Source organism: Cupriavidus sp. 30B13 (assembly GCF_049059565.2).
Classification (GTDB): Bacteria; Pseudomonadota; Gammaproteobacteria; order Burkholderiales; family Burkholderiaceae; genus Cupriavidus.
On record NZ_CP188223.1, the window covers coordinates 1,090,638 to 1,117,525 of the forward strand.

General features: G+C 69.9%; 20 protein-coding genes. 8 read left to right on the forward strand and 12 right to left on the reverse strand.

Going from position 1 to position 26,888, the window contains the following annotated elements; translation table 11 throughout:
* Nucleotides 1-22 precede the first annotated feature (22 nt).
* The 7 genes from ACKI2N_RS05135 to ACKI2N_RS05165 form a co-directional block, all read right to left on the reverse strand.
* Nucleotides 23-625, reverse strand: coding sequence for a helix-turn-helix domain-containing protein (locus tag ACKI2N_RS05135; RefSeq protein ID WP_020205646.1), 603 nt, complete (start codon nt 623-625; stop codon nt 23-25).
* A gap of 570 nt (nt 626-1,195) precedes the next feature.
* Complete coding sequence (locus ACKI2N_RS05140) at nt 1,196-2,245, reverse strand: glycosyltransferase family 2 protein (protein ID WP_420995480.1); 1,050 nt, start codon at nt 2,243-2,245, stop codon at nt 1,196-1,198.
* A complete protein-coding gene (locus tag ACKI2N_RS05145; RefSeq protein WP_420995481.1) occupies nt 2,226-2,792 on the reverse strand; it encodes a putative colanic acid biosynthesis acetyltransferase in 567 nt (188 codons plus the stop codon). Before ACKI2N_RS05145 ends, ACKI2N_RS05140 begins: the two co-directional genes overlap by 20 nt.
* A gap of 394 nt (nt 2,793-3,186) precedes the next feature.
* Nucleotides 3,187-4,509: a sigma-54-dependent transcriptional regulator gene (locus ACKI2N_RS05150; protein WP_420995482.1), complete on the reverse strand. Its 1,323-nt coding sequence runs from the start codon at nt 4,507-4,509 to the stop codon at nt 3,187-3,189.
* Entirely contained in the window at nt 4,499-6,457 is a 1,959-nt protein-coding gene (locus ACKI2N_RS05155) for a sensor histidine kinase (protein ID WP_420995483.1), read from the reverse strand. The genes ACKI2N_RS05150 and ACKI2N_RS05155 overlap by 11 nt, the downstream gene beginning before the upstream one ends.
* 210 nt (nt 6,458-6,667) lie before the next feature.
* The gene (locus ACKI2N_RS05160) at nt 6,668-7,978 is read right to left on the reverse strand and encodes a dicarboxylate/amino acid:cation symporter (RefSeq protein WP_420995484.1); all 1,311 of its coding nucleotides are present in this window, start codon (nt 7,976-7,978) and stop codon (nt 6,668-6,670) included.
* A gap of 783 nt (nt 7,979-8,761) precedes the next feature.
* Nucleotides 8,762-12,139, reverse strand: a complete 3,378-nt coding sequence (locus tag ACKI2N_RS05165; RefSeq protein ID WP_420995485.1) for a diguanylate cyclase — start codon at nt 12,137-12,139, stop codon at nt 8,762-8,764.
* 454 nt (nt 12,140-12,593) lie between these two features.
* Between ACKI2N_RS05165 and ACKI2N_RS05170 the strand changes: the two genes are divergently transcribed.
* Nucleotides 12,594-12,926: a hypothetical protein gene (locus ACKI2N_RS05170; protein WP_420995486.1), complete on the forward strand. Its 333-nt coding sequence runs from the start codon at nt 12,594-12,596 to the stop codon at nt 12,924-12,926.
* Nucleotides 12,927-13,084: 158 nt separating this feature from the next.
* Complete coding sequence (locus ACKI2N_RS05175) at nt 13,085-14,209, forward strand: DNA topoisomerase IB (RefSeq protein WP_420995487.1); 1,125 nt, start codon at nt 13,085-13,087, stop codon at nt 14,207-14,209.
* 12 nt (nt 14,210-14,221) lie between these two features.
* Here the strand turns inward: ACKI2N_RS05175 and ACKI2N_RS05180 are convergent, their stop codons facing one another.
* Nucleotides 14,222-14,599 (reverse strand): BON domain-containing protein, encoded by a 378-nt coding sequence (locus ACKI2N_RS05180; RefSeq protein ID WP_420995488.1) that lies wholly within the window; start codon nt 14,597-14,599, stop codon nt 14,222-14,224.
* A 252-nt stretch (nt 14,600-14,851) separates the two neighbouring features.
* Here ACKI2N_RS05180 and ACKI2N_RS05185 point away from each other — a divergent pair, with 252 nt between their 5' ends.
* From ACKI2N_RS05185 to ACKI2N_RS05200, 4 genes are all read left to right on the forward strand, one after another.
* Nucleotides 14,852-15,067, forward strand: coding sequence for a hypothetical protein (locus tag ACKI2N_RS05185; protein WP_420995489.1), 216 nt, complete (start codon nt 14,852-14,854; stop codon nt 15,065-15,067).
* 82 nt (nt 15,068-15,149) lie between these two features.
* On the forward strand, nt 15,150-15,461 hold the full coding sequence (locus tag ACKI2N_RS05190) for a hypothetical protein (protein ID WP_420995490.1): 312 nt from the start codon (nt 15,150-15,152) through the stop codon (nt 15,459-15,461).
* A 367-nt stretch (nt 15,462-15,828) separates the two neighbouring features.
* Complete coding sequence (locus ACKI2N_RS05195; RefSeq protein WP_420995491.1) at nt 15,829-16,287, forward strand: (2Fe-2S)-binding protein; 459 nt, start codon at nt 15,829-15,831, stop codon at nt 16,285-16,287.
* A gap of 10 nt (nt 16,288-16,297) precedes the next feature.
* Nucleotides 16,298-18,562, forward strand: coding sequence for a molybdopterin cofactor-binding domain-containing protein (locus tag ACKI2N_RS05200; protein ID WP_420995492.1), 2,265 nt, complete (start codon nt 16,298-16,300; stop codon nt 18,560-18,562).
* An 18-nt stretch (nt 18,563-18,580) separates the two neighbouring features.
* On the opposite strand, the gene ACKI2N_RS05205 is transcribed toward ACKI2N_RS05200, so the two are convergent.
* Both ACKI2N_RS05205 and ACKI2N_RS05210 read right to left on the reverse strand, forming a co-directional pair.
* The gene (locus ACKI2N_RS05205) at nt 18,581-19,432 is read right to left on the reverse strand and encodes an anti-sigma factor family protein (protein WP_420995493.1); all 852 of its coding nucleotides are present in this window, start codon (nt 19,430-19,432) and stop codon (nt 18,581-18,583) included.
* The gene (locus ACKI2N_RS05210) at nt 19,419-20,072 is read right to left on the reverse strand and encodes an RNA polymerase sigma factor (RefSeq protein WP_420995494.1); all 654 of its coding nucleotides are present in this window, start codon (nt 20,070-20,072) and stop codon (nt 19,419-19,421) included. Before ACKI2N_RS05210 ends, ACKI2N_RS05205 begins: the two co-directional genes overlap by 14 nt.
* Nucleotides 20,073-20,264: 192 nt before the next feature.
* On the opposite strand from ACKI2N_RS05210, the gene ACKI2N_RS05215 reads away from it, so the two are divergent.
* Together ACKI2N_RS05215 and ACKI2N_RS05220 are read left to right on the forward strand one after the other, a co-directional pair.
* Nucleotides 20,265-21,149, forward strand: coding sequence for a metallophosphoesterase family protein (locus ACKI2N_RS05215; protein WP_420995495.1), 885 nt, complete (start codon nt 20,265-20,267; stop codon nt 21,147-21,149).
* 42 nt (nt 21,150-21,191) lie between these two features.
* A complete protein-coding gene (locus ACKI2N_RS05220) occupies nt 21,192-21,563 on the forward strand; it encodes a cupredoxin domain-containing protein (RefSeq protein WP_420995496.1) in 372 nt (123 codons plus the stop codon).
* Between the two features lie 865 nt (nt 21,564-22,428).
* Here ACKI2N_RS05220 and ACKI2N_RS05225 read toward each other — a convergent pair.
* Together ACKI2N_RS05225 and ACKI2N_RS05230 are read right to left on the reverse strand one after the other, a co-directional pair.
* A complete protein-coding gene (locus ACKI2N_RS05225; RefSeq protein WP_420995497.1) occupies nt 22,429-25,638 on the reverse strand; it encodes an efflux RND transporter permease subunit in 3,210 nt (1,069 codons plus the stop codon).
* Nucleotides 25,635-26,864, reverse strand: a complete 1,230-nt coding sequence (locus tag ACKI2N_RS05230; protein ID WP_420995498.1) for an efflux RND transporter periplasmic adaptor subunit — start codon at nt 26,862-26,864, stop codon at nt 25,635-25,637. The genes ACKI2N_RS05225 and ACKI2N_RS05230 overlap by 4 nt, the downstream gene beginning before the upstream one ends.
* Nucleotides 26,865-26,888 lie beyond the last annotated feature (24 nt).

Genomic DNA, 26,888 nt, shown 5'->3' on the forward strand with positions numbered 1-26,888 from the left:
CGGCGCGGCCAGAACGGCTGGCTCAGCCGGCCGCGCCGCGCGTCATCATCAGCTGGGCGCGCAGGAAGCCCTTGACCTCTTCGAGCGACGGCGTCTTGAGGAACACCATGATGCCCCAGTGCTGCAGCGCGTCCGCCACGCCGTCATAGGCCTGGCGGTTGGTGATCACGGCGAAGATGACGTTCTGGCGGGCGAAGAAGTTCTGCAGCTTCTCGATGGTGGCCGATTCGGCGTCGCTGAGCTCTTCCACGTAGTACAGCACCACGCGCGGGTGCGAGCTGACCGAGGTGATGATGGTATCCACCACGTCCTCCACCACCACGCTTTTCAGAGGCAGGCCCCACTTGCCCAGTTGCGCGTGGATGCGCTGGGCTTCCTGATGGTTGGGGTGGAACACCACGAGGTCGAGCTCGTGCACCGACGGCAGATCCTGGCCGACGCGCGTGGCCAGCAGCCGGTGCACCGTCTCCTTGTGTATGCGGCGATGCCCCCCGTTGGTCTTCCAGGCCCCGAGTTCGCCGCGCTCCACCATCTTCTGTACGGTGCCCAGCGAGACGTTGAGCAGTTTGGCGGCGGTACGCGTGCTGTAGTAAGGCTTTTCAGCCAGTTCTGAATCCAGTTTCATCCGTTCACCCGTTAACTAGAAAACTTCGCACTGCGGTCCGACTGGGGACAGGCAGTGACAGCGCGTGCCTCCCGCGCTGGTTTGGATCCCGGCCGCGCAAAAAAGCGCGCAACGACGCAATGGCGTGCTGGCATCGCCGAGCCTCTTGCATGGCCTGCCCGATACCCTGGGCGCCGGAAGCGGAGGTGCTTCGCAGCCATGCAAGGGCGTGATCTTTGTCACGGATGCCTTCTTCTTCCAACGGAAGAATGCCGGTCTCCAATCATATGCGTTATCGAACATACATTGCCACCGGGGGGCGGCAAATATTTCGAAAACGCCTCGAACGCTCCCACTTCTGTCTTTAAACGCATATTGCCGCGTTTTGGCAGACACGCGACCCCGGGAATTTATCGCAAACAATGCAGACATCTGAAGCCGGGGCAACCCTGCGTCGCGCATGCCCTGCCATGGTGCGCAAGGCGGCGCCGGCCGCGCGCGCAGGATACCGCGCGCGCCGCGCGTGCGTTGCGCCTGCCCGCGCCGGCCTGGCCGGCCGCGGCAGGAATGAGAGGGTGGCGGCGCCGGCGGCTAGGCCTGCCCGGAGCCGGCGGTCTCGAGAACGGGCATCGAGGCCGGCATGGAGGCGGGCGTCGCGGTTGGCGTGGCGGCGGCCGGCAGCTTGGCAAGGTCGGCCCCGAGGCCGGACTCGCTGCCCGGAACGAGGTCTTGCGCGGCGGCGCCATCGGCGCTCGCGGCCGCGGCGGCGAGCGCCGTGAGTTCGTGGGTCTTGATGACGATGAAATATTCGTAGACCGACTGCAGGATGGCGTAGGTCAGCCCGGCGCGGCCGTCCAGGAAGCCGCGCTTGCCCAGGTAGAGCAGCAGGAACTTGGCCAGCGGGCGCATCGGGATGCGGTAGAACAGTTCTTTCTGGTGCGCGTGGCGGCGGTGGAAATCGCGCGCGAACAGGGCCTCGCGCAGGCTGAATTCCGCGTTGCCGCGCCGGTTGTCGATGGTCTGCTGGGCTTCCAGGGTGCTGTAGCTGTTATGGCGCGCGATCCACTGGCTCAGGCCCTTGCTGAACGGGAAGTGGTCGAGGTAGCCGGACAGGTCGCCGGCCGGGCCGTCGGGAATCGAGATGGGATTGACCAGCCGTTCGTAGCGCATGCGCTCGGGCCGGAACAGGCGCAGGTAGAACGGCGCGGTCTGCACATGGCGCAGCCAGGTGCCGAGGAAGAAGTCGCGCCGCTCCACGCGGAAGGCCACTTCCTCGCGCGCGCTGCGCGCGGCCGCCCGCACCTGCTCGGCCAGGGCCGGCGTCATGCGTTCGTCGGCGTCGATATAGAACACCCAGGGATGGCGGAAGGCGATGTTGCGCAGGCCCCAGTTCTGGTGGCTGGCCCAGTTGTCGAACGGCCGCTGGGTGACATGGGCGCCGAAGCGCCTGGCGATCTCCACCGTGGCATCGGTGCTCATGGAGTCGTAGACATGGATGTCGTCCGACCACGCCACGCTCTGCAGGCAGCCCGGCAGGTCCTGCTCCTCGTTGCGGGTGAGGATCAGCACCGAGACGCCGGGCGCGGCGCGCCCCTGCGTCAGGCCGGCGGGGCTGGTCGGGCTAGTCTGGGGCTGTGCCATGTCTTGTCCTCGTGCTGATGGGCCGGGCCGGAATGCCGGCGTAGACGGTCCAGGGGGTGCGCAGGCTCCGGGTCACCACGGAGCGCGGCGCGACCACCGCGCCCTCGGCCAGGGACACGCCCGGCGAGACGAAGGCTTCGGCGCAGATCCACACGTGCGAGGCCAGCACGATGGGATGCGCCACCAACTGGAAATTGGCGCTGTTGTAGTCGTGGCTGCCGGTGCACAGGTGCGCGCCCTGCGAGACCACGCAATACGCGCCGATCTCGATCGGCGCCATGTTGTAGAGGGTGACGCCGTCGGCCACGCCTGAGTGGCCGCCCACGCTGAGCTGCCACGGCGCCCAGATCTTCACGCCGGGGTAGATATGCACATGCGGCCCGAGGCGCGCGCCGAACAACCGCAGCAGCGCCGCGCGCCACGCGTGCAGCGGGCGCGGGCTGGGCCGGAACAGGCACAGCCAGACGCACTGCCAGAGCTGGCGCTGGAGCCGGTTGCCCAGGGTGAACGAGGCACCGGTGGTCGGGTCGTTGCCTTGCAGGATCATCGTCGTGGCGCCCGGTGCGATCGCGGCCCGCGCAGCTTGCCCGGCGGCGGCGAGGCTGCGCTGTCAATGGTTGGCGGCCGCGGTACGGGCCTGTACCGCGGTCGCCGGCCCCGGCCGACGGCCCGGGCTTTGTCCCGCACCGGCCGCGCCTGGCGCCGGGAGGACGCAAGGCGCGCGGGAAGGGGTGGAACCATGGTGGCGCGGCATGCGGCGCGCTTCGGTGCGGCACCTCACACAGCCTGCGCGGCGGCACGGCGTGGCGCACGCGGGGCGGGCCGATGCCGGGCCGGGCGCAAGCGCGGCAAAGGGAAAGTCCGGCGCGGGGAAAGAACGGCGCAGGCGACGACGTCGGCGCGGCGCAGGGGAAGGGCGCGCGCGGCGGCGCGCCGCGCGCTCAGAGCTTGTACTTCTTCACCTTGTCGAACAAGGTGGTCTTGGCAATGCCGAGCGCCTCGCTGGCGCGGCTCAGGTTGCCTTCGTGGCGGCGCAGGGCATCGGCCACCAGCGCGCGCTCGAACTGCTCCACGGCCTGCGCCAGCGGCAGCGCGGCCGGCGCGGCGGTGCCCTGGCCCGGGTTGCAGCCCAGCCCGAGCACGTGGCGCTCGGCCAGGTTGCGCAGCTCGCGCACGTTGCCGGGCCACTCGTAGGCCATCAGCGCGGCCATCTCGGCGCGGCTTGCCGGCAGCGCCTCGCGCTCGAAGCGCAGCGCGGCCTGCGCCACGAAGTGTTCGAACAGCGGCGGCACGTCGTCGCGCCGCTCGCGCAGCGGCGGCAGCTCCAGCGTGACCACGTTGAGCCGGTAGTAGAGGTCGGCGCGGAACTGGCCGGCTTCCGACAGTGCCTTGAGGTCGGCCTTGGTGGCCGCCACCACGCGCGTGTTGACCGGCACCGGGGTGTTGGAGCCGAGCCGTTCCACCACGCGTTCCTGCAGCACGCGCAGCAGCTTGATCTGCATCTGCATCGGCATGCTCTCGATCTCGTCGAGGAACAGCGTGCCGCCTTCGGCGTGCTCGATCTTGCCGATGCGCCGGCGCGCCGCGCCGGTGAAGGAGCCGGCCTCGTGGCCGAAGATCTCGCTCTCGAACAGCTGCTCGGGCAGCCCGCCGCAGTTGATCGGCACGAAATGCCGCGCGCGGCGCGCGCTGGCTTCGTGCAGGCAGCGCGCCACCAGTTCCTTGCCGGTGCCGGTCTCGCCGTGGATCAGCACGTTGGCGGCGGTGTCGGCCAGGTCGGCGATCAGGCGGCGCAGCCGCCCGATGGCGGGCGAGTGGCCGATCAGCCGGGCCTCGAGCTGGTCGCGCCCGGCCAGCTTGCGGCGCAGCTCCGCCACTTCCAGCACCAGGCTGCGCTGCTCCAGCGCGCGCCGCGCCACCTCCACCAGTTGCTCGGGCGAGAATGGCTTCTCGAGGAAGTCGTAGGCGCCGGCCTTCATGGCCTGGACCGCCAGCGCGACGTCGCCGTGCCCGGTCACCATCACCACCGGCAGCGCGCCGTCGCGCGCGCGGAGCTCGCGCAGCAGCGCCATGCCGTCCATGCCGGGCAGGCGGATGTCGCTGACCACCACGCCGGCGAAGTCCTCTCCGGCCTCGCGCAGCGCCGCCTCGGCGCTGCCGACCGCGCGCGTGGCGATGCCTTCGAGCCGCAGCGCCTGCTCGCAGCCCAGGCGCACGTCCGGGTCGTCCTCGACGATCAGTACGGTGAGCGGGCTAGTCGTCATGGCGGGTGTCCTTGCTGGCTTGCCCGCCGGCGTCCCGGCAGGCACCGAGGCCCGCCAGCGGCAGCACCAGCGTGAAGCAGGCGCCGCCGTCGGGGTGGTTGCTGGCGTCGATGCTGCCGCCGAACTCGTCCAGGATGCCGGCCGACAGCGTCAGGCCCAGCCCCAGGCCCTGGCCGGCCGGCTTGGTGGTGAAGAAGGGTTCGAACAGGCGCGCGAAGGCTTCCTCGGACAAGCCCGGGCCGTTGTCGCGGATAGTCAGGCGCAGCTTGTCGCCGGCCAGGTTGCCGCGGATCTCCAGCACCGGCGCCGCCGTGCCGGCCATCGCGTCGAGCGCGTTGCCGATCAGGTTGACCAGCACCTGCTCCAGGCGGTTGGGGTCGCACGCCAGCACCAGGCCGGGCTCGAGCAGGCGGCGCAGTGCCGGGCGCGTGGCCTGCAGGCGCGTGTCGAGCAGGAACAGCGCGTTGTCGAGCGCCTCGTCCAGCCGCGCGGTGCGTCCGCCCTGGCCGGGCTTGCGCGCGAACGACTTGAGCGCGCCGGTGATGCGGCCCATGCGCTCGACCAGGCCGATGATGGTGCCGAGGTTGGCCTGCGCGGTGGCGGTGTCGCCGCGCTCGAGGAATTTCTGCGCGTTGCCCGAGAGCGTGCGCAGCGCCGCCAGCGGCTGGTTCAGCTCGTGGGCGATGCCGGTGGACATCTGCCCCACGGCGGCCAGCTTGCCGGCCTGCAGCAGGCCGTCCTGGGCCTGGCGCAGGGTGGCCTCGGCGCGGATGCGCTCGGCCACCTCGGCATGCAGGTGCTGGTTGGCGGCCGACAGGTCGGCGGTGCGCTCGGCCACCTTGCGCTCCAGTTCGCTGTTGGCGGCTTCGAGCGCGGCGCGCGCGGCCAGCCGCTCGCCGGCAATGCGCCGGCGCACGTTCCAGGCCGCCGCCAGCAACAGCACGAAGGCCGTCAGCACGCCCGCCAGCGCGGCGGTGTTGAGCGCGGCCAGGCGCGCCTGCGATGTGTTGGTCAGCAGCGTGAGCCGCCAGTCGGTGCCGACCAGCTCGGCGTTCTGCGCCAGCATCGGCGGGCCGCGCCGCAGGCGCACCAGCGCATCGCTGTCGGACAGCTTGCGCACCGGCGCGAGCTCGAGCGGCGGCAGCGCGGCGCGGTTGTATTGCAGGTTTTGCTGCAGCCGCTCGCGCTGTTCCGGCGCCAGCGGCGCGAGCGCGGTGAGCTTGAGCGAGGGGTCCGAGGCCAGGATCACCACGCCGTTCTCGTCGGTCAGCAGCATCTGCGCGTCGGCGCCCTGCCAGCGGTTCTCGAGCGGCTCCAGGCCCACCTTGACCACCGCCACGCCGCCCGGCTTGTGGCGGTCGCCGAGCGGGGCGGAGAGGTAATAGCCGGGCTCGCTGCGCGTGGTGCCGACGCCGTAGAAGCGGCCCAGCTGGCCGTCGATGGCGTCGCGGAAGTAGGGGCGGAAGCTGAGGTCCTCGCCCATGTAGCTGTCGGGGCGCTGGTAGTTGCTGGCCGCGCGCACGCGGCCGCGCGCGTCGAGCACGAACACCGCGCGCGTGCCGGCGCGGGCGTTGAGCGCGGCCAGGTACTGGTTGGCCGCCTCGACCCGGGCCGGGTCGTCCGGGTGGGCCAGCAGCGCGGCGATCTTGTCGTCCAGCGACAGCAGGCTGGGCACGTAGTCGTAGCGGGCCAGCTCGCTCGACAGCGCCTGGCTGTACAGGCGCAGCTGCACCTGGCCGCGCTCGCCCTGGCGCGCCAGGGCGGCGTCGTAGCTGTAGCGGTAGCCCATCGCCCCGGCCAGCCCCACCAGCACCGCCAGCGCCAGCATGGCGAGCAGCGGCACCCACCGGCGCAGGCTGGCGGCGCGGCCGTGGCGGGGAGGGGCATCCTGCGTGGCGTCGTGCAGGTTGCCGGGCGGAGTGGCATGCGAGCGGAACGGGCCGGTCATGGAGCGGAAGCGGGCAAGGAAGGCTGGAGGCTGCGGGTGGCTGATGGGGTGCCGGGGTGGCGTCGTCGGGAAAAAATGTGCCGCCGGCCTGGCATCGCGAGGGCGCCGCCCGCGGCAACCCCGTCTTTTACCACAACGCGCGCAGGCGCCCGCAAAACGAAAAGGGCCCGGCTGCCTGATCGGCAGCCGGGCCCTGGCGCGCTGGCGGTATTACTTGCCGGCCAGGACCTGAACGGGTGTCAGGCCGCGGTTGCCGTCGTCGGCGGGGTCGTCCGCTTCTTCGGGCACCGGCGCGCCGATGGCGTCCTCGCTTTTGGCGACGACGGTGGTGGCAATGGCGTTGCCAAGCACGTTGGTGACGGTGCGGCCCATGTCGAGCACATGGTCGATGCCCAGCACCAGCAGGATGCCCGCCTCGGGCAGGCCGAACATCGGCAGCACGGCGGCCACCACCACCAGCGAGGCGCGCGGCACGCCGGCGATGCCCTTGCTGGTGACCAGCAGCACCAGCAGCATGGTGACCTGCTGCGCGAGCGAGAGGTGGATGCCATACACCTGCGCCACGAACAGCGCCGCGAACGAGGTGTACATGATGGAGCCGTCGAGGTTGAACGAATAGCCCAGCGGCAGCACGAAGCCGGTGATGCGCTCCTTGACGCCGAAGCGGCCGAGCTGCTCGATCACCTTGGGGTAGGCCGACTCGCTGCTGGCGGTGGCGAAGCCGATCATCAGCGGCGCGCGCACCAGCTTGAGCAGGCGGAACACGTCGCGGCCCAGGAAGAAGTAGCCCCCGGCGATCAGCGCCACCCACAGCAGCGCCAGCGACAGGTAGACGCTGCCCAGCAGCTTGGCGTAGACCACCAGCACGCCCAGGCCCTCGGCGGTGATGACCGCGGCGATGGCGCCGAACACGCCCACCGGCGCGAATGCCATCACATAGTTGGTGACCTTGAGCATCACGTGGCCGAGGCCGTCGATGGCCGCCAGCACCGGCTTGCCCACGCCGTCCTTGACCGTGCCCAGCGCAAAGCCGAAGAACAGCGAGAACACCACGATCTGCAGGATCTCGTTGGTGGCCATGGCCTCGACGAAGCTCCTGGGGAACATGTGCGCGATGAAGTCGCGCAGGTTCAGCGCCCCGGTCTTCAGGTTGGAGGCGGCGTCCGCCGGCGGCAGCGCCAGGTTCATGCCCTGGCCCGGCTGCAGCAGGTTGGCCATCAGCAGGCCCAGCAGCAGCGAGGTGATCGAGGCGGCAATGAACCACGCCATCGCCTTCAGGCCGATGCGGCCCACGGCGCGGCCATCGCCCATGCCGGCAATGCCGCTGACCAGCGTGGCGAACACCAGCGGCCCGATGATCATCTTGATCATGCGCAGGAACACGTCGGTGAGGATGGACAGGTGGTCGGCGATGGACTTGGCGGCGGCAGCGTCCGGCGCCATGTTGTGGGCTGCCATGCCGGCCAGCACGCCGAGCAGCATCGCAATGAAAATCAGGGTGGGCAGTCGGTTCAGTTTCATCAGAGTCAGGCCGTGCGCCCGGCGGCTCTCGCCGGGCGGCTGTTTATGCGGGGACTGGCAGGCTTCGGCACGGCGCGCTGATCCCGGAGGCAGCGTCGCGCGGCCGGAGCCGGGAACGTCAGCGAAGCAGGGATGGCAAGGCGGGGTCTGTCATTGTTTCCTCCGTTGTTTTGTCGGTGCCGGTGGCATTCGGGGGGCCATCCGGTCACCTTGTGGCGCCGCCAGGGCGCGGGCCTATATCGCAGGAGGTATGCCAGGGAGAAAGAAGCGGGATATTTTTCTAAGTACTTGAAAAATAACGAAAAATCGATGTGCTTATTTAGGCAGGGTTCGGATTTCCGTGTGGGCGCAGGAATTTGATGTTCGGAAATCCGAACGTTTTTCTTGCCGGACGGCATACGAACGACGGCCCGATGACCCGGTCCACCACGCCCACCACGAAACCAAGAGGGTGCTACGTCGTGGTGGTCCGAGCCGGTAACGGCAGATGGCAGAACAAGCAGTGCGCCCGCCATCATAGGTCCGACCCCGAGACCAACACCGCCAGCAAGACCGTGGCGAGTCGAACCGGTAACGGCAGGATGCCAGCAGAACCACAGTCCCCACCACGAAACCACCAACAATCAGAAACCCGACGTTTCTGCCCCTGCCGGCCAGGCAGTCCGCTTTCTTTGCCTACTTTCTTTTCGGAAAAAAGAAAGTAGGTCGCTCCGGAGGAGCGAAAGCCTTTGACTTTGAAGTTGACTTGAAGCCGTTTGAAGCCGAACCGACCAAGCCCATCCCTCACTCCACCCTCTGCGTCCCGCACCGCTCCAGAAAATCCTCCAGCGGCACCGGCCGCCCGATCACATAACCCTGCGCGTAGTCCACGCCGATCGCGCGCAGCGTGTGCAGGGTCTGTTCGTCTTCCACCGATTCCGCCACCGTGCGGATGCCGAGCCGGTGCCCGATGTCGTTGATCGAGCTGACGATCTCGCGGTCGACCGCGCTGGCGGCCAGATGGCGGATGAAGCTGCCGTCGATCTTGAGGTAGTCCACCGGGAACTGCTTGAGGTACGAGAACGACGACAGGCCCGCGCCGAAGTCGTCCAGCGCCACGGTGCAGCCGGCGCTGCGCATTTCGGCGACGAGGCGGTTGGCCGCGGCCATGTTGTTGATCAGCGCGGTCTCGGTGATCTCCAGCCGGATGCGGCTGGCCGGCAGCACCGACTCGTGCAGCTCGGCATGCAGGAAGGGCAGCAGGAAGGGCTCGCCCAGCGAGTTGGCCGACAGGTTGATGGCCACCGAGAGCCCCGGCACCGCGGCCAGGCGCGCGCCGAATTCGCGCAGCACGTGATGGATCACCCAGCGGTCCACGTGGCCCATCAGGTCGTAGCGCTCGGCGGCCGGGATGAAGGCGCCGGGCATGATCAGCTTGCCCTGCTCGTCCACCATGCGCACCAGGATCTCGATATGGAGGTCGGCCTCGCCGCCCGGCTGCAGCGCGCGGATCTCCTGCGCGAACAGGCGGAAGCGGTTGGCGTCCAGCGCCGAGTGGATGCCGGCGGCCACCTGCAGTTCCTGGTGGTGGCGCTGCGCGTCGCTTTCGTCGCGGCGGTACACGGAGACGCGGCTGCGGCCCGCCGCCTTGGCGGCGTAGCACGCCACGTCGGCGCGGCTCATCAGCTCGCCCACGGGCGGCGTCTCGCTGTCGATGGCGGTGATGCCGATGCTGGCGCCGACGTCGTAGACGCGCCCTTCCCACGGGAAGCGCTGGCCGCGGATGGCGTCGATGATCTTCTGGCAGACATGCTCGGCCTGGTCCACCGAGCAGTCCTTGAGCAGCAGCGCGAACTCGTCGCCGCCCAGGCGCGCCAGCACGTCGTCGGGGCGCACGTGGTGGCGGATCACGTGGCCGAGTTCGCGCAGCAGCACGTCGCCGGCGGCGTGGCCGGCGGTGTCGTTGACGATCTTGAAGCGGTCCAGGTCGATGAAGCACAGCGCGTGGTGCTGGTGCTGCAGGCGCGCCGCCTCGCAGGCTTCGCGCAGGCGCTTCTCGAACCAGATGCGGTTGGGCAGCCCGGTCAGCGCGTCGTGCGAGGCCGAGTGCGCCAGTTCGCGCTGCAGCGCGCGCGCGCTGGTGATGTCCTGGAACACCAGCACCGCGCCGATCACTTCGCCCGCGGCCGTGCGCACCGGCGCGGCCGAGTCCTGCACGTCGTGGCGGTCGCCGGTCAGGCTCTGCAGCACCGCGCCATCCTGCAGGTAGACCGGGCGCAAGGTCTGCAGGCACTGTTCCACCGGGCTGTGGATGGGTTCGTTGCTGTGTTCGTCGACGATGCGGAAGACGGTATCGAGCGGCTGGCCGGCGGCGGCCTGGATGGTCCAGCCGGTGAGCTGCTCGGCGATCGGATTCATGAAGGTCACCGCCATCGCCGCGTCGGTGCAGATCACCGCGTCGCCGATCGAGCGCAGCGTGATGCGCAGGCGCTCCTTCTCCTCGAACAGCGCTTCGGTCAGGCGGTGCTGCTCGGTGATGTCCCAGTTGGTGCCGATCATGCTCAGCGCGGTGCCGTCGTCGCGGCGCAGCACCATCGCCATGGCGCGGATGCGGCGCACTTCGCCGCCCGCGTGCTGGATGCGGTATTGGGTATCGAAGGCGCTCACGCCGCGCACCGCGGCGCGCATCTCGGCGCGCGCGCGCTCGACGTCGTCGGGATGCAGCATGCCGGTCCAGCGCTGGATGTCGGGGGCGCCGGCGGCCGGGTCGGTGCCGTGCAGCGCGTGCATGCGCGCATCCCAGGCGATCGCGCCGCTGGCGATGTCCCATTCCCAGATTCCCACGCCGCCCGCCTCCACCGCGAGCTGGATGCGGCGCGACAGCGCCTCGAGCTTCTCCTGCGCGGTCTTGCGCTCGTCGATGTTCTCCACCTGCGAGATGAAGTGCAGCGGCGCGCCGCTGTTTTCGTCGCGCACCAGCGAGACCGCCAGCAGCGCCCAGCGGTAGTGGCCGTCCTTGTGGCGGAAGCGCTTTTCGATGCGGTAGGCGTCGATCTCGCCGGCCAGCAGGCGCTCGACCTGCTGCATGTCGGGGCCCAGGTCGTCCGGGTGCGTGATGAGCGGGAAGGGCAGGTCGAACAGTTCGCTGGCCTCGTAGCCGAACAGTTCGCAGATGGCGCGGTTGACCTGCAGCCAGCGCCCGTCCAGGCCGACCAGCGCCATGCCGATGGCCGAGTGCTCCATGGCCTGGCGGAAGCGCCGCTCGCTGCCGCGCAGCTCGCTGCGGTCGCGCCGGTTCTGCTCCAGCAGGAACGCGATGCAGACCGGAAACAGCATGATGAGCGCGGTCGACAGTTGTATCGACTGCAGCGGGAACGGCTCGCCCGCGCCCTGGCCGAAGGCGGCCGCGGCCAGCCCCGCCAGGGTGGTGGCGCAGATCGCCAGCAGCGTGAGCAGCGCGGTGGCGAAGGGGTTGGTCAGCAGTGCCGCCAGCACCAGTGGCAGCGCCATCACCACGAACGGCTCGTTGCTCTTGTACAGCGCGGCCGTGCCCACCACCAGGCACAGCAACAGCAGCGCCGCGAAACGGCGGCGGCCGCCGGGGCCGAAGGTGTCGGCGGCGCGCTCGCGCGTGATCGACACCATCAGCGGCAGCAGCATCACCACGCCCATCGAGTCCGCCGTCCACCAGGTCCACCAGACCGCGCCGAAGCTGCTCTTGTAGGCGGCGGAGATGGTAGCCGCGCCGATGGTGGCGCCCACGGTGGGCCCCAGCGTGCTGGCCGCCCCGAGCGTCAGCCCGAAGCGCGCCAGCGGCCCGGGGCGGGTCAGCGTGGCGCCGGTGGTCATGGTGCGCACCAGCCAGCCGGAGAAGGCCATTTCCGCCACGTTGCCCACCGCCAGCGCCAGCGCGATGGCGAGGTGGTCGCCCATCGCCGCGTTGGCCGCCGCGCCCGCGGCCAGCATGCCGCCCAGCAGCGCCGGCGCGTCGCGGCGGGGCTGGTGCAGCAGCACGCCGAGGCCGAATGCGTTGGCCAGCCAGAGCATGGCCACATTGCCCGGAAAGCGCGACACCGCGAGGCCGGCCACGGCAAGCAGGAAGAAGCCGAGCGCGGCCAGCGCCACGCGCTGCCAGCGCGGCCAGGGGGTGGGCAATGAACGGACTTCCGGTTGTGGCGTCATGTCGCGTCAGCCTGCGGCTGCGATCTGGAATAGGGCAAAGGCAAGGCAATGGCCGCCGGGCTGACGCAGGTTGTACGCGCGGCCCAGCATAGTCGCCCAATATAACGGCCATATGGCGGCAGCACGAGACGAGAAAAATACATCCGCTGTTGCTGTTCGCACTAGCGCGCGCGGCCGATTTCATGTAGGCGCCCCTGGCCAGGGGCCCGCTTTCCGGCGCCGGGCGAGGCTTGCCGGGCCGCGCCGGCGCGCCCGTGCGGGCGCCGGGTGTCGTCCGATTCCTACAGTCGTTTCAGGCAATCCCCCGCTGAGGTGGGGTTTCCGGACAGATATCGTAAAGACGTTGGCCAGCGGGGCCGGTAGCCGGCCCGCGCGGGCCGGATGGCCGGCAGCGCCGCCCGTCCCTTCGACATCCGATCGACGATATGACTGATATGACTGGAAGGAGATCACCATGAAACGAGTCCTGATCCAAGGTGCCCTGGTGTTGAGCGCCGCCGCCTTCGGCCTGCCGGCCGTGGCGCAGCAAGCCCCGATCAACCAGGCCAATCCGAGCTCGCCGCCGGCGACCGAAGGGCAGAACCAGCCGGGCCACAACATGTCCAGCGGCCAGGGCGCCCGTCCCAAGAGCAGCAGCAACAGCAGCATGTCCCGCTCCGCCACGGACCCCAACAAGGGCCAGGAGCGCGCCCTGAAGCCGCGCCAGCAGGGCACCCCGCGCGCGCCGACCGCCGATGCGCCGTCCGGCCCGAAGGGCGACACGCCGGACCCGATCCCCAAGCAATAAGGCAATAAGGAATCCCCCGGCAATGCGGCCGCGGCGCCGGCCACATCGCCGGGCCAGGCCGTCCCGGCGGCCAGGCCGATGCGGGTCAATGCGGGGGTCGATGAAACGGGAGCCCGCGTCCGGCGCGCCGGCTGCGAGCGCAGGGAGGACCGCCGATCATGCTTGAACGCCCGGCGCCTGCCGCCACCGTTTCTGCCTCTGTCCCATCCTCTGCCGCCGAGAGCGGCGCCACGCCCGGCGCCGGACTTGCCGCCGCGGCCGCCCTGCATTATGTCGACGACCGCGCGCCGGGACTGACGCGCCGGCCATTGCGCAGCGGCTTCGCCTATTTCACCTGCGCCGGCGCCCGCGTGCGCGATGCGGCCACGCTGGCGCGCATCGCCGCGCTGGCGATCCCGCCCGCCTGGCGCGAGGTCTGGATCTGCGCCGACCCCGACGGCCACCTGCAGGCGACCGGCTTCGACGCGCGCGGCCGCAAGCAATACCGCTATCACCCCGGCTGGGAAGCCGTACGCGACACCGACAAGTACGCCCGCATGGCGGCCTTCGGCGCGGCCTTGCCGCGGCTGCGCGCGCGCATCGCGCGCGACCTGTGCCGCCACGGCATGCCGCGCGAGAAAGTGCTGGCGGCGGTGGTGCGCCTGCTCGACGCCACCCTGGTGCGCGTGGGCAACCGCCGCTACGCGCGCCAGAACCGCACCTTCGGCCTGACCACGCTGCGGCGCCGCCATGCGCAGGTCAGGGGCGCCCGCCTGCGCCTGCGCTTCACCGGCAAGAGCGGCATCGAGCACGACGTGTCGCTGGCGGACGCGCGCGTGGCGCGCATCGTGCGCGGCTGCGCCGACCTGCCGGGCCAGCACCTGTTCAAGTACCGCGACGCGGACGGCGAGGTGCGCGAAGTCGGCTCGGCCGACGTCAATGCCTACCTGCAGGAGATTCTCGGCGCGGAGTTCACCGCCAAGGACTTCCGCACCTGGGCCGGCAGCGTGCATGCGCTGGCCGCGCTGCGCAAGGCGCAGGCCGCGGGCGGCAACGAGAGCGAGAGCGCGCGCAAGAAGGCCGTGGCCGCCACCATCAGGGCCGTGGCGCAGCGCCTGCGCAATACCGTGGCGGTCTGCCGCAAATGCTACGTGCATCCCGCCGTGCTGGACGCCTTCATGGCCGAGCGGCTGGCGCCATGCACCGCCTGCCGCACCGCCGTCGCCCGCCTGCGCATGGACGAGGTGCGACTGCTGGCGCTGTTGCGCGCGCAGGATCGCGCGCAGGACTCGCCTGAGCCATGACGGCAGCCCCGCTCAGACCTTGTGGTTGACCTGCCCCGCCGGGCGCTCTATCGGCACGCCCAGGCGCGCATCTTCCACCTGCGGCGCCGGCTCCGGCGGCGCGGGCCGGCGCGCGCGCAGCCGGTTCTGCACGCCCAGCAGGCCCGGCGTGGCCGACGCGGCCATCTCGATGCGCTGCACGGTTTGCGCGTCTTCCACCTCGCCCTCCAATTCGACGCGGCGGTCCGCCACCCGCATCGTCACGCCCTGCGGAAACGCATCGCCGCAGGCGCGCGCGATTTCCGCATGCACCTGGCTGGCCAGCGCTGCGTCCTCTGCTGTCTCGGGCGGGCGGGCCTGCTCGCCTGCTTGCGGCGCGGCTTGCGCGCGGTCATCTCGGTCGGTCGGCATGTCGTGGCTCCGGTGGGCGCAGGGAACGACGCGCATAGGGCAGGCAACGCACGCAACTTCCGTTCCAAAGCCGGCCGGGCGCGGATGCGTTGTTTTGCCTGAGGCGCGGCAGTCCGCGGGCTCTTCCTTTACACGGTGTTGTAAAAAGCGCTGCGCCCGGCCGGCCTGCGCGCCCGCGCGGCCTGGCCGGGGCGGCTGGCACGCATGGTGCTGCTCGTTCTCATTGCCGCGAGACAATCACCGGAGCACGCCATGACGCACACCACGCAGCACCGGCCGGATCCGGCCACGCCGCGCCCGCACGATTCCCACCCGTCCCATCCCGGGCGCGAGCAGGGCAGCGAGCACGACCCGCGCGATCGTCCGGACAAGCCCGGCCGCGACCTGCCCGACGAAAACGGCGAGCCGCCCTCGGCCAGGCGCCCCGGCGATCCGGAGGCCAGCGAGCCGCCGGTGGAAGATTTCTGAGCACGCCTCGCGCGCCTGCCCGCGCGCGCCCCCGTCTGCCCCGTCCGCCCAGCGAGGGCCCGGGAACACACCAGGAACATCCATGAGCAAGCACAAGGGGCGCAGCCCGCGCCCGCGCACCGACAACACCGACATGGAGCGCAGCGAGGAGGCGCAGGCCGGGATCGAGTCGATCCCGAGCACGCTCGACCCGCGCCTCGATGCCGAGGCCGCCGATATCGAGAACGAACTGGACGAGAGCGCGCGCCAGTCGCACGAGCCGCCGCCGGACGAAGTGCCGGAGGAAGACATGGGCGAAGTGGAGCGCGCGGCCGAGAGCCTGCCGGCCGATACGCCGGTGGACCGCGCCGACCAGACCGACCAGCGCGAGGAACATCCCCCTAGCCGCCCCTGAGGTTTGCTGGCGCGTCAAATCGCGCGTCAGATCTCGCCCCGCATCTCGCCCCGGACCGCGAGCCAATCTGCCCCGCCAGCCGGGGCTTCGGCCGTTTGACCGCCCCGATCCCCGGGGCCTGCGTCAGGCGGAGCGCCGCCGGGAATCTCCCCGGCCATCCCGGCCATCCCGGCAAGCGGCCGCCGTCCGGAGGCTGAGCGCCGGCCGCCGGCAAAATCCGCCGCCCGGTGCGGCGTACGGCACGCCGGCGGCTTTTGCACTATTCTCAGAGGGCTTTGCGGCACACGCCCACCGGGCGGTGGCCGGTGCCGCCGGCCGGCCGCGCATCGCGCGGACCAGGGCAAACAGACCCAAGGAGTTTCCCCCCATGACCACCCTAGACATCAATGGCAAGCCATTGCAAGTCGACGTCGACCCGTCCACGCCGCTGCTGTGGGCGCTGCGGGACAATCTCGGCATGACCGGCACCAAGTTCGGCTGCGGCATCGCCTCGTGCGGCGCGTGCACGGTGCACGTGAACGGCCAGCCCACGCGCAGTTGCGTCACGCCGGTTTCCGCGGCGCAGGGCGTGCGCATCACCACCATCGAGGGCGTGGCCGGCGACAAGGTCGGCCGCGCGGTGCTCGATGCCTGGATCAGGCATGACGTGGCGCAATGCGGCTACTGCCAGAACGGCCAGGTGATGAGCGCGGCCGGACTGCTGCGCAACAAGAAGCATCCGACCGACGCCGACATCGACCAGGCCATGGCGGGCAACCTGTGCCGCTGCGGCACCTACCAGCGCATCCGCGCCGCCATCAAGGATGCGGCGCGCGCGCTGGCATAGGGAGACGATCGTGCGAATCCAGAATCTCGAAGCGCTGGCCGGCAACGGCTGGCGCACGGACGCCGCCGGCACCGTCGACGCCGCCGCTGAATCCCCGGCCACGCTCGGCCGCCGCAGTTTCCTCAAGCTCGCCGGGTTTGCCGGCGGCGGCCTGGCGCTGGGCGTGCTGCCGCTGCCCGCCGCGCTGGCGCAGGAGGGCGGCGCGCCCAAGGCGCCGCCCTCGCCGCCGCAGGCCTTCGTGCTGATCGCGCCGGACAACACGGTGACGGTGGCCGTGAACCGGCTCGAGTTCGGCCAGGGCGTGCACACCGCGCTGCCGATGGCGCTGGCCGAGGAACTCGACGTGGACTGGCGCAACGTGCGCGCCACGCTGGCGCCCGCCGGCGACGCCTACAAGGACCCCGCCTTCGGCATGCAGATGACGGGCGGCTCCTCCGCGCTCAACCATTCCTTCCAGCAATACCGCGAACTGGGCGCGCGCGCCCGCGCCATGCTGGTGGCCGCGGCGGCGCAGCAATGGCAGGTCGATCCCGCCAGTTGCCAGGTGGCGCTGGGCGTGGTCACATCCGGCAGCCACCGCGCCACCTACGGCGAGCTGGCGCAGGCGGCCATGGCGCTGCCGGTGCCGCAGCAGGTGGCGCTGAAGGATCCCGCGCAGTTCAGGATCATCGGCAAGCCCACGCCGCGCCTGGACGCGCGCGGCAAGCTCGAATCCACCACCGCGTTCGGCATCGACACCCGCCTCGAGGGCATGAAGGTGGCGCTGGTGGCGCGCCCGCCGCGCTTCGGCGGCAAGGTGAAATCGTTCAACGCCGACAAGGCGCGCGCGGTGAAGGGCGTGGCCAGCGTCATGCCGGTGCCGGTGGACCGCGGCGGCACCGGCGTGGCGGTGGTGGCCGACGGCTACTGGCCCGCCAGGCAGGCGCGCGACGCGCTCGAGATCGTGTGGGAGGACGCCGGCTCGAACGTCACCGCCAAGTCCTTGTTCGCCGACTACCGCAAGCTCGCCGCGCAGCCCGGCGCGGTGGCGGTGCCGGGCGACGTCGGCGCGCTGGCGGGCGCCGCGCGCACCATCGACGCGTACTACGAGTTTCCCTACCTCGCGCATGCGCCGATGGAGCCGCTGAACTGCACCATGCAGGCCGAGCTGTCCGGCAACGCGGTGCGCTCGGTCAAGGTCTGGGTCGGCTCGCAGTTCCAGACCGTGGACCAGGCCGCCGTGGCGCGCACGCTGGGGCTCAAGCCCGAGCAGGTCACGCTCAACACCATGATGGCCGGCGGCGGTTTCGGCCGGCGCGCGGTGCCCACCTCCGACTACCTGGTCGAGGCGGCCGGCGTGCTGCTGGCCTGGACCAAGAGCGGCCATGCCGAGCCGCTCAAGGTGATGTGGAGCCGCGAGGACGATATCCGCGGCGGCTACTACCGCCCGCTGCACCTGCATCATGCGCGCATCGGCACCGATGCCCGCGGACAAGTGCTGGCGTGGGACCACACCATCGTCGGCCAGTCTATCCTCAAGGGCACGCCGTTCGAGGCCTTCGCGGTCAAGGGCGGCGTCGACGGCACCATGGTCGAAGGCATTGCCGAGAACGACTACGGCTTTCCGCTGCGCCTGACCGCCCATCATCCGCAGGTGGACGTGCCGGTGCTGTGGTGGCGCTCGGTGGGCAACACGCACACCGCCTTCGTCAAGGAAACGCTGGTCGACGAGATCGCGGCGGGCGCGCGCCAGGACCCGGTGGCGTTCCGGCTCGCGCGCCTGGACGAGTCCAAACACGCGCGCCATCGCGCGGCGCTGCAGCTGGCGGTGCAGAAGTCCGGCTACGGCAAGCGGCGCCTGCCCAAGGGCCAGGCCTGGGGCGTGGCCGTGCACGAGTCGTTCGGCACCGTGGTGGCCTACGTGGCGGAGGTGTCGCTGGTGAAGAACGAACCGCGCGTGCACCGCGTCACGGCCGGCGTGCATGCCAACCGCGTGGTCAACCCGCTGTCGGCCGAGGCGCAGGTGCAGGGCGCGTGCATCTTCGGGCTGGCCGCGCTGCGGCCGGGCTTTGCCATCGAGATCGAGAACGGCGCGGTGAAGAACAGCAATTTCCCCGACTATCCGCCCGTGCGCATGCCCGATGCGCCGCCGGTGGACGTGTTCTTCGTGCCTTCGGAAGATCCGCCCACGGGCCTGGGCGAACCGGGCGTGCCGCCGATCGCCCCGGCGGTGGCCAACGCGCTGTTTACGCTCACCGGCAAGCGCCAGCGCCAGCTGCCGTTCGTGCTGGCGTGAGCGGCGCGCGCGGCCCGCTCAGCGCGCGCGGCCGTCGGCGGCCGCGCGCCAGGCCCGGGTGAAGCGCAGCAGATCGTCGGCGGAGGCATCGGTGACGGCGGCGTAGCGCATGCCGTCCGCCTCCCAGCGGGCCAGCTGATAGCCCTGGTGCGTTTCGACGGCGGGCGGCAGGGCGGCAGGGCCCGCCCTGGCCGCCTTTTCTTCGTCGGCCAGCGGCAGCACGAAAACATCGATGGGATGCTGGCTGTCGCGGTACACCAGCACCGCCACCGCGCGCCCATGCACGTAGTCGAGCCGCCCGCCGGCCAGCGGGAAACCTTGCGCGGCGAGGTCGCGCACCGGCGGCGCGTAATCCAGCCTGCCGTTGAACCACGGCTTGACGGTGTGGCGGTCCGACGAAGCCACGTCGATGGCATGGCCGGAGAGCAGCGCTCGCACATGGCTGCTGACCATCTCGCGCTCCACGGTCGGCCCGGCGGCATCGCGCAGCGCGTACTGCGCGATGCCGATGCCGAGCGCGGCCACGGTCACCGCGGCCATGGCGGCATTGGCCGCGGGGCCCCAGGCGAAATAGCGGCGCAGCGGCTGCCACCAGCCGGCGCCGTCCCGCGTGCCGCGCGGCGGCGCCGCTGCGTTGCCGCCTGCCGGCGCCGCTTCCAGCGCGGCCAGCAGCCGCAGGCGCAGTGCCGGCCCGGCACGGTGATAAGGCGCGTGCGCGCGCAGCGCGGCGCGCATGGCGCGCAGCTGCGCCAGTTGCGCGCTGCAGGCGGGGCACTGCGCCAGGTGGCGCTCCACGCCGAGCGTATCGCCCGCGCCGAGCTCGCCGTCCGCGCAGGCTTGCAGCAGCAGCCGGATCTCATCGCAGTCCATGGCCTGTCTCCCCGGCAGCAAGCGGCGGTGCCGCGCTCCTGCCTGTTGCGGCCGCCGGCCCCTGGCCGCCCGCCGCGCGCGCGCCCGGGATTTCCTGCGAGCGCAGCGCCAGCACCGCCGCCGCCAGCAGCTTGCGCGCACGCGCCAGGCGCGACATCACGGTGCCCAGCGGAATCTCGGCAATCGTGGCGATGTCGCGGTAAGGCAGGTCTTCCAGTTCGCGCAGCACCAGCACCTCGCGAAAGGCCAGCGGCAATCGTTCCAGCGCCAGGTGCAGCAGGCGGACATCCTCGGCGCGCAGCAGCCATTGCTCGGGGCTGTCGCCGTGGCCATCCTGCCAGCCGGGCAGGGCGGCGCCGTCGAAATGCGCGTCGTCGTAGCCGCCGCCGTCGCCGTGGCCCGGCTGCTGGCGCTTGCGCCACGCGGTAAACCAGGTATTGCGCACGATCGCCAGCAGCCACGCGCGCGGCTGGTCGCCGCGGAAGCTGTCGAAGAAGCACAGCGCGCGCAGGCAGGCCTCCTGCACCACGTCGTCGGCCTCCGTGGCGCTGCCGGAGAGCCAGCGCGCCAGGTTGTAGGCGGCGTCGAGATGCGGCAGCACGAGTTCGTCGAATCGGCGGCGCCGGTCGGCAGCGTCCACGTCACTCCTTTGGCTGGGCGCGCGGCCGGCAAAGCCCGCCCGCGCGATTCCGTATACCGGAGATGCATCGAGTTTATTCCCGCTTTCCGGCCCGGGCGCGAAAAATAAAGCTGCCTGGCGGCCGGAATAAACGGGGCGCGGCATCGGTATGACAGGCATCCCCACATCACGTCTTTCACGGAGGGTGCCCGAATGCAGCAACGATCATGGAAGCGGCGCGACTTTCTCGGCCTGGCCGCCTGCGCCGGCGGCGCGGTATTCGCGCAGGCGCTGCCCGGCTGGGCCGCCGGGCGCGACGAGCCGTTCTACTTCGTGCAGTTGTCGGACGCGCACTGGGGCTTCCAGGGCCCGCCCAACCCGGACGCGCGCGGCACGCTGCCCAAGGCGGTGGCCGCCGTCAACGCGCTGCCGCAGCCGCCGGATTTCCTGATGTTTACCGGCGACCTCACCCACACCACCGACGATCCCGCCGAGCGGCGCCGGCGCCTGCGCGAGTTCCAGTCCATCGTCGCCGGGCTCAAGGTGCCGGTGGTGCGCCTGATGCCGGGCGAGCACGACGCCAGCCTCGACCAGGGCGCCGCCTACCAGGAACTGTTCGGCCCCACGCACTACGTGTTCGACCACAAGGGCATGCACTTCATCGTGCTCGACAACGTCTCCGATCCCGCCGGCCGCGTCGGCGACGCGCAGCTCGGCTGGCTCGCCGGCGACCTGGCCCGCCAGCCGCGCGACGCACGCATCGTGGTGTTCACGCACCGGCCACTGTTCGACCTCTATCCCCAGTGGGACTGGGCCACGCGCGACGGCGCGCAGGTGATCGAGCGCCTCATGCCCTATGCCAACGTCACGGTGTTCTACGGCCACATCCACCAGGAGCACCACCACATGACCGGCCATATCGCCCACCACGCGGCGCGCTCGCTGATGTTCCCGCTGCCCGCGGCCGGCTCCCAGCCGCAACGCCAGCCGGTGCCGTGGGACCCGGCCCGGCCCTACCAGGGCCTGGGCTGGCGCGAAGTGCGGGCCGGCCTGCCCGACGGAGATTTCGGCATCGAAGAAAGACCGGTGGCGGGCTGACTGTTCCAACCGCCGCAACGCATGGACGCGAGGAGCCATCTCATGCAGGAAGACAAAGAGAAGTCCGGCCGCAGGCGCGCCCTGTGCTGCCTGCTGGCACTGGCGGCGGGCACGCCGCTATTGCGCAGCACCGCCGCCGCGCCGCGCGTGATCAAGGTGCACGCGCGCAAGTTCGCCTTCACGCCCGACCGCATCGCACTGCGCGCGGGCGAGCCGGTGGTGTTCGAGCTCACCGCGCAGGACGTGGTGATGGGGTTCAGCGTGCCAGAACTGGGCATTCGCGCCGACCTGCCGCCAGGCAAGGTGGTGAGAGTGCCGGCCTTGCCCGCCAAGGCGGGGACGTTTGGGTTTTTATGCGATATTTTTTGCGGGTCGGGGCATGAGGGTATGAGTGGGGTGATTGAGGTGGGGTAGGGGGGGATTGGTTGGTTTATTTGGGCGTATTTGGAGTCTGCTTGCCGCTGCGGGCCTAGCGGCTTGGGCTTGGTAGCCCATTCGCACACATGTAAGTGTCACTTTTCTTTTCTCGAAAAGAAAAGTAACCAAAAGAAAGCGATTCTTGCAGAAGGCTGGGCGCTCAGACTCTAAATTTGATTGTGGTTTCGTGGTGGTCGCGACGGCTTCGGCTGGACTGCTGACGCTACCGGCGCTGACCATAGCGACATCCCGGGTGGTGTCCGATTCGTGGTGGCGCTGCATGATGGCGGTAGCCCAGGTGGTCCAAGCTGCTGCCGCAACCGGAGCGGGCCGACACGTTATAGGGCCGGCACTGGTTTCGTGGTGGGCGCGGTGACCCCGGCTTGATACGAGCCCGGCACACCCGCGCCCCGGTCCACCACGTCCACCACGAAACCATGGGGGTGCTATGTCGTGGCCGCCCAAGCCGGTAACGGCAGATGACCGGACAAGCAGTGCGCTCGCCATCATAGGTCCGACCCCGAAACCAACACCGCCAGCAAGATCGTGGTGAGTGGAACCGGTAACGGCAGGATGCCAGCAGAACCGCAGGCCCCACCACGAAACCACCAACAATCAGAAACCCAACGTTTCTGCCCCTGCCGGCCAGGCAGTCCGCTTTCTTTGCCTACTTTCTTTTCGGAAAAAAGAAAGTAGGTCGCTCCGGGGGAGCGAAAGCCTTTGACTTTGAAGTTGAATTTGAATTTAATTATTAAATTAATAAGTAATTAAAAAATATATAACGATGTATTAATTTAAAAGTAGGGTTGGTGAATAATTAAAAAGGAGCCGAAAAAAATAAAATAAAGAAAATACCATAATCTTAATCCCCCTCCCCCCCAGCCAACACCCTCTGACTAGCCCCCTCAGCTTCAACATGAGAAACCTGCGGCGCATCCCCCTTGCGCCGCGCATTGCGCTCCTTGCGCTTCGCATACCAGTAATGCACCCGATCCAGGTACAGATAAACCACCGGCGTGGTGAACAGCGTCAGCGCCTGCGACAACACCAGTCCCCCTACCATCGCGTAACCGAGCGGGCGCCGCAGCTCGGACCCCGCGCCATGTCCCATCATCAGCGGCAGCCCGGCCAGCAGCGCGCACATGGTGGTCATCATGATCGGCCGGAAGCGCAGCAGGCAGGCCTGATAGATGGCCTGCTCGGGCGACATGCCCTGCTCGCGCTCGGCGGTGAGCGCGAAGTCCACCATCATGATGCCGTTCTTCTTGACGATGCCGATCAGCAGGATGATGCCGATCAGCGCGATGACGCTGAGGTCGTAGCCGCCGGCCAGCAGGATCAGCAGCGCGCCGACGCCGGCCGAGGGCAGGGTGGAGAGAATGGTGAGCGGATGGATATAGCTCTCGTACAGCAGGCCCAGCACGATATACACCGCGACCAGCGCGGCGGCGATCAGGTAGGGCTGCGATGCCAGCGAGGCCCCGAAGGCCTGGGCGGTGCCCTGGAAGGAGCCGCTCAGCGTGCGCGGGTGGTCCATGCTGGCCAGGGTGCTGTCGATGGCCTTGACCGCGTCGCCCAGCGCCACGCCCTTGGCCAGGTTGAACGAGATGGTGACGGCGGGGAACTGGCCCTGGTGGCTGATCGACAGGTAGGAGGTGCCGTTGGTGTCGACCTTGACGAAGGCGGACAACGGTACCTGCTGGCCCGTCAGCGGCGAGGTCACGTAGAGCTTGGAGAACAGGCTGGGGTCGTCCTGCAGCGCCGGCGTGGCTTCCAGGATCACGTGGTAGCTGTTGATCTGCGTGAAGTACTGGGCCACCTGGCGCTGGCCGATGGCGTCGTACAGCGTGGAGTCGATCAGGGCCGGCGTGATGCCGAAGCTGGAGGCGCGCGCGCGGTCGATGGTCAGGCGCGCGGCGGCCGCGGCGTTCTGCTGGTCGGAAGCCACGTCGGTCAGCTGGTGCAGGGCGCGCAGGCTCGCCAGGATGCGAGGGGCCCAGGTATTGAGCTCGTCCAGGTTGGAGTCCACCAGCGTGTACTGGTACTGCGTGCGCGACAGCCGCCCGCCCACGTTGATGTCCTGGCTTGCCTGCAGGAACAGGTTGGCGCCCCGTACCTGCGCCAGCTTGGGCCGCAGCCGGGCGATCACCTCGTCGGCGGTGGCGGTGCGGCCCTGGTCCTTGGGACGCAGGTTGATGAAGAAGTTGCCGGTGTTGACGGTGTTCTGGCCGGCGGTCATGCCCAATGACGCCACGTCCGGGTCGGCGCGCACGATATCGGCCAGCTGCACCATGCGCGCGTTCATCGACTTGAAGGACGCGTCCTGCGCGGATTCGGCGAAGCCGAATATGAAGCCGGTGTCCTGCTGCGGGAAGAAGCCCTTGGGAATGTAGACGAACAGGGCCACGGTGGTGGCCAGCGTGGCGACGAACACGCACAGGGTGAAGAACTGATGGCGCATCACGACGTCCAGGCCGCGCTTGTAGGCGCCGAGCATGTGGTCGAAGCCGCGCTCGAACAACTGGTACAGGCGCCCGTGCTCATGCCCCTGCTCGCGCGGCGGCTTGAGATAGCGCGAGCACAGCATGGGCGTGAGCGTGAGCGAGACGACCACCGACACCGCGATGGTGAGCGTCACCGTGACCGCGAACTCGCGGAACAGCCGGCCCACGATGCCGCCCATCAGCAGCAGCGGGATGAACACGGCCACCAGCGAGACCGAGATCGACACGATGGTGAAGCCGATCTCTCCGGCGCCCTTGAGCGCCGCCTCCATCGGCGTCAGGCCCTCTTCCACGTGCCGGTAGATGTTCTCCAGCATCACGATGGCGTCGTCCACCACGAAGCCCACCGCGATGGTGAGGGCCATCAGCGAGAGGTTGTCGAGGCTGTAGCCGAGCAGGTACATGCCGCCGGCGGTGCCCAGCAGGGCCAGCGGCACCGTGACGCTGGGGATCACCGTGGCCGGCAGGTTGCGCAGGAAGACGAAGATGATCATCACCACCAGGGCGATGGTCAGCACCAGCGTGAACTCCACGTCCGCCACCGAGGCGCGGATGGTCTGGGTGCGGTCGGCCAGCGTGTTGACGGTGATGGTCGGCGGGATGGCGGCCTGCAGGCGCGGCAGCGCGGCGCGGATGCGGTCCACCGTCTCGATCACGTTGGCGCCGGGCTGCTTGGTGATGGCGAGGATGATGGCGCGCCCGTTGCGCAGGGTGTTGCCCGCCGGCGCGGAAGCGCCGGCATAGGCCCAGCCGGCCAGCATGACGTTCTCGGGGGCGTCCACCGCCACGCCGATGTCGCGCACGCGCACCGGCGCGCCGTTGCGGTAGGCCAGCACCACATCGTTCCAGGGGGCGGCCTTGGTGAGCTGGTCGTTGGTATAGACGTTGAAGGCCTTGGCGCGCCCGTCGGTGCTGCCGGTGGGCTGGTTCACCGTGGTGTTGGCGATCACGCCGCGCACGTCTTCCAGGCTCAGGCCCATCGAGGACAGCTTCTCGGGACTCACCTGGATGCGCACCGAGGGCTTCTGCTGGCCGCCGATATTGACCAGGCCCACGCCCGCGATTTGCGAGATCTGCTGCGCCAGCACGTTGTCGGCGTAGTCGTTGACCTCGGTCCGCGGCAGGGCATCGGACTGCACCGCCAGCACCAGGACCGGCGAGTCCGCCGGGTTGACCTTGCGGAAGGTCGGCGGGGTGGGCAGGTTGTTCGGCAACTGGCCGCTGGCGGCGTTGATGGCGGCCTGCACGTCCACGGCCGCGGCGTCGATGCTGCGGTTGAGGTCGAACTGCAGCGTGATCTGCGCATTGCCCTGCGCGCTGGCCGAGGTCATCTGCGTGAGCCCGGAGATCAGGGAGAACTGGCGCTCGAGCGGCTGCGCCACGTTCGATGCCATGGTCTCCGGACTGGCCCCGGGCAGCGTGGCCGAGACCTGGATGGTCGGGAAATCCACCTGCGGCAGCGGCGCGATGGGCAACAGCGGCCACGCCGCCATGCCGACCAGCAGCAGGGCCACCGCCAGCAGCGAGGTGCCGATGGGACGCTTGATGAAGGTTGTGGAGATGCTCATGGTGCGTTCCCGGCGCCCGCCGCGGAGGTCGGCGCGGCGGGTGGATTGCTGCCGGCGCCGCCGGCGCTGGCCACGGTGGCCGCGGCCGGGGTCTCGCTGACCAGCGAGCCGGGCTTGATCTTGTACTGCCCGTCCACCACCACGCGGTCGCCGACGGCCAGCCCCTTGGTCACGATGGCGCGGCCGTCCTGCGTCTCGCCCACCTCGATGGGGCGCGAAGCCACGGTATGGTCGGGCTGCACCACGTACACATAGGTGCCGGCCGGGCCGCGCTGCACCGCCGGGGCGGGGATGGTCAGCGCCTGGTCGCGCTCGCCCAGCACCAGCCGCGCGTTGACGTACTGGCCCGGCCACAGCGTGTGGGTGGGATTGGGGAAGCGGCCCTTGAACTGGATCGTGCCCGAGGTGGTGTCGATGGTGTTGTTGACCAGGATCAGCTTGCCCTGGCCGAGCAGCGCGCCGCTTTCGCGCTCGGTGGCTTCCACGGTCAGCGGCGTGCGGTTGGCCTGGATGGCGTGGTTGATGCGCTGGAAGTCGCCGTCGGGCAGCGTGAAGACCACGTCGATCGGGTCGATCTCGCGGATCACCACGATGCCGGTGACGTCGGTCGCGTGGATGATATTGCCCGGGTCCACCAGCCGCGCGCCCACGCGCCCGGACAACGGCGCCCTGATGGTCGTGTAGTCGAGCTGCACGCGCGCGGCATTGATCTGGGCGTCGTCGTTCTTTACCGTGGCGACGAGCTGCGCCACCAGGGCCCGCTGCGTGTCGAGCGTCTGCTGCGTGGTGGCGTTTTCCAGGATCAGGCCTTCGAAGCGCTTGAGGTCCACGCGGGCGTTGGCGAGCAGCGCTTCGTCGCGCGCCTTCTGTGCCTCGACCTGCTGCAACTGCGCCTGAAAGGTGCGCGGGTCGATCTGCGCGAGCAGCTGGCCTTCCTTGACGTCCTGGCCCTCGACAAAGCCGACGCGGTCGAGCTGGCCGTCCACGCGCGACTTGATCGTCACCGTGCGCGGGGCCTGGACGGTGCCGACCCCGGTCAGGCGGATCGGCACGTCCTCGCGCGTGACCAGCGCGCTGGTCACGGCGATCGCGGGCGTGGACGCGGCCGCCTGCCGCGGCGCCAGCATGTGTTTGAGCGGGCTGGCGGCGAACCAGGCCAATGCGGCCAGCGCGAGCACGGCCAGGCCGATCAGGAAGGGATTGCGGCGGGAGATCTGGGTCGCCATGGAATGCCTTGGATAGTGAGACTG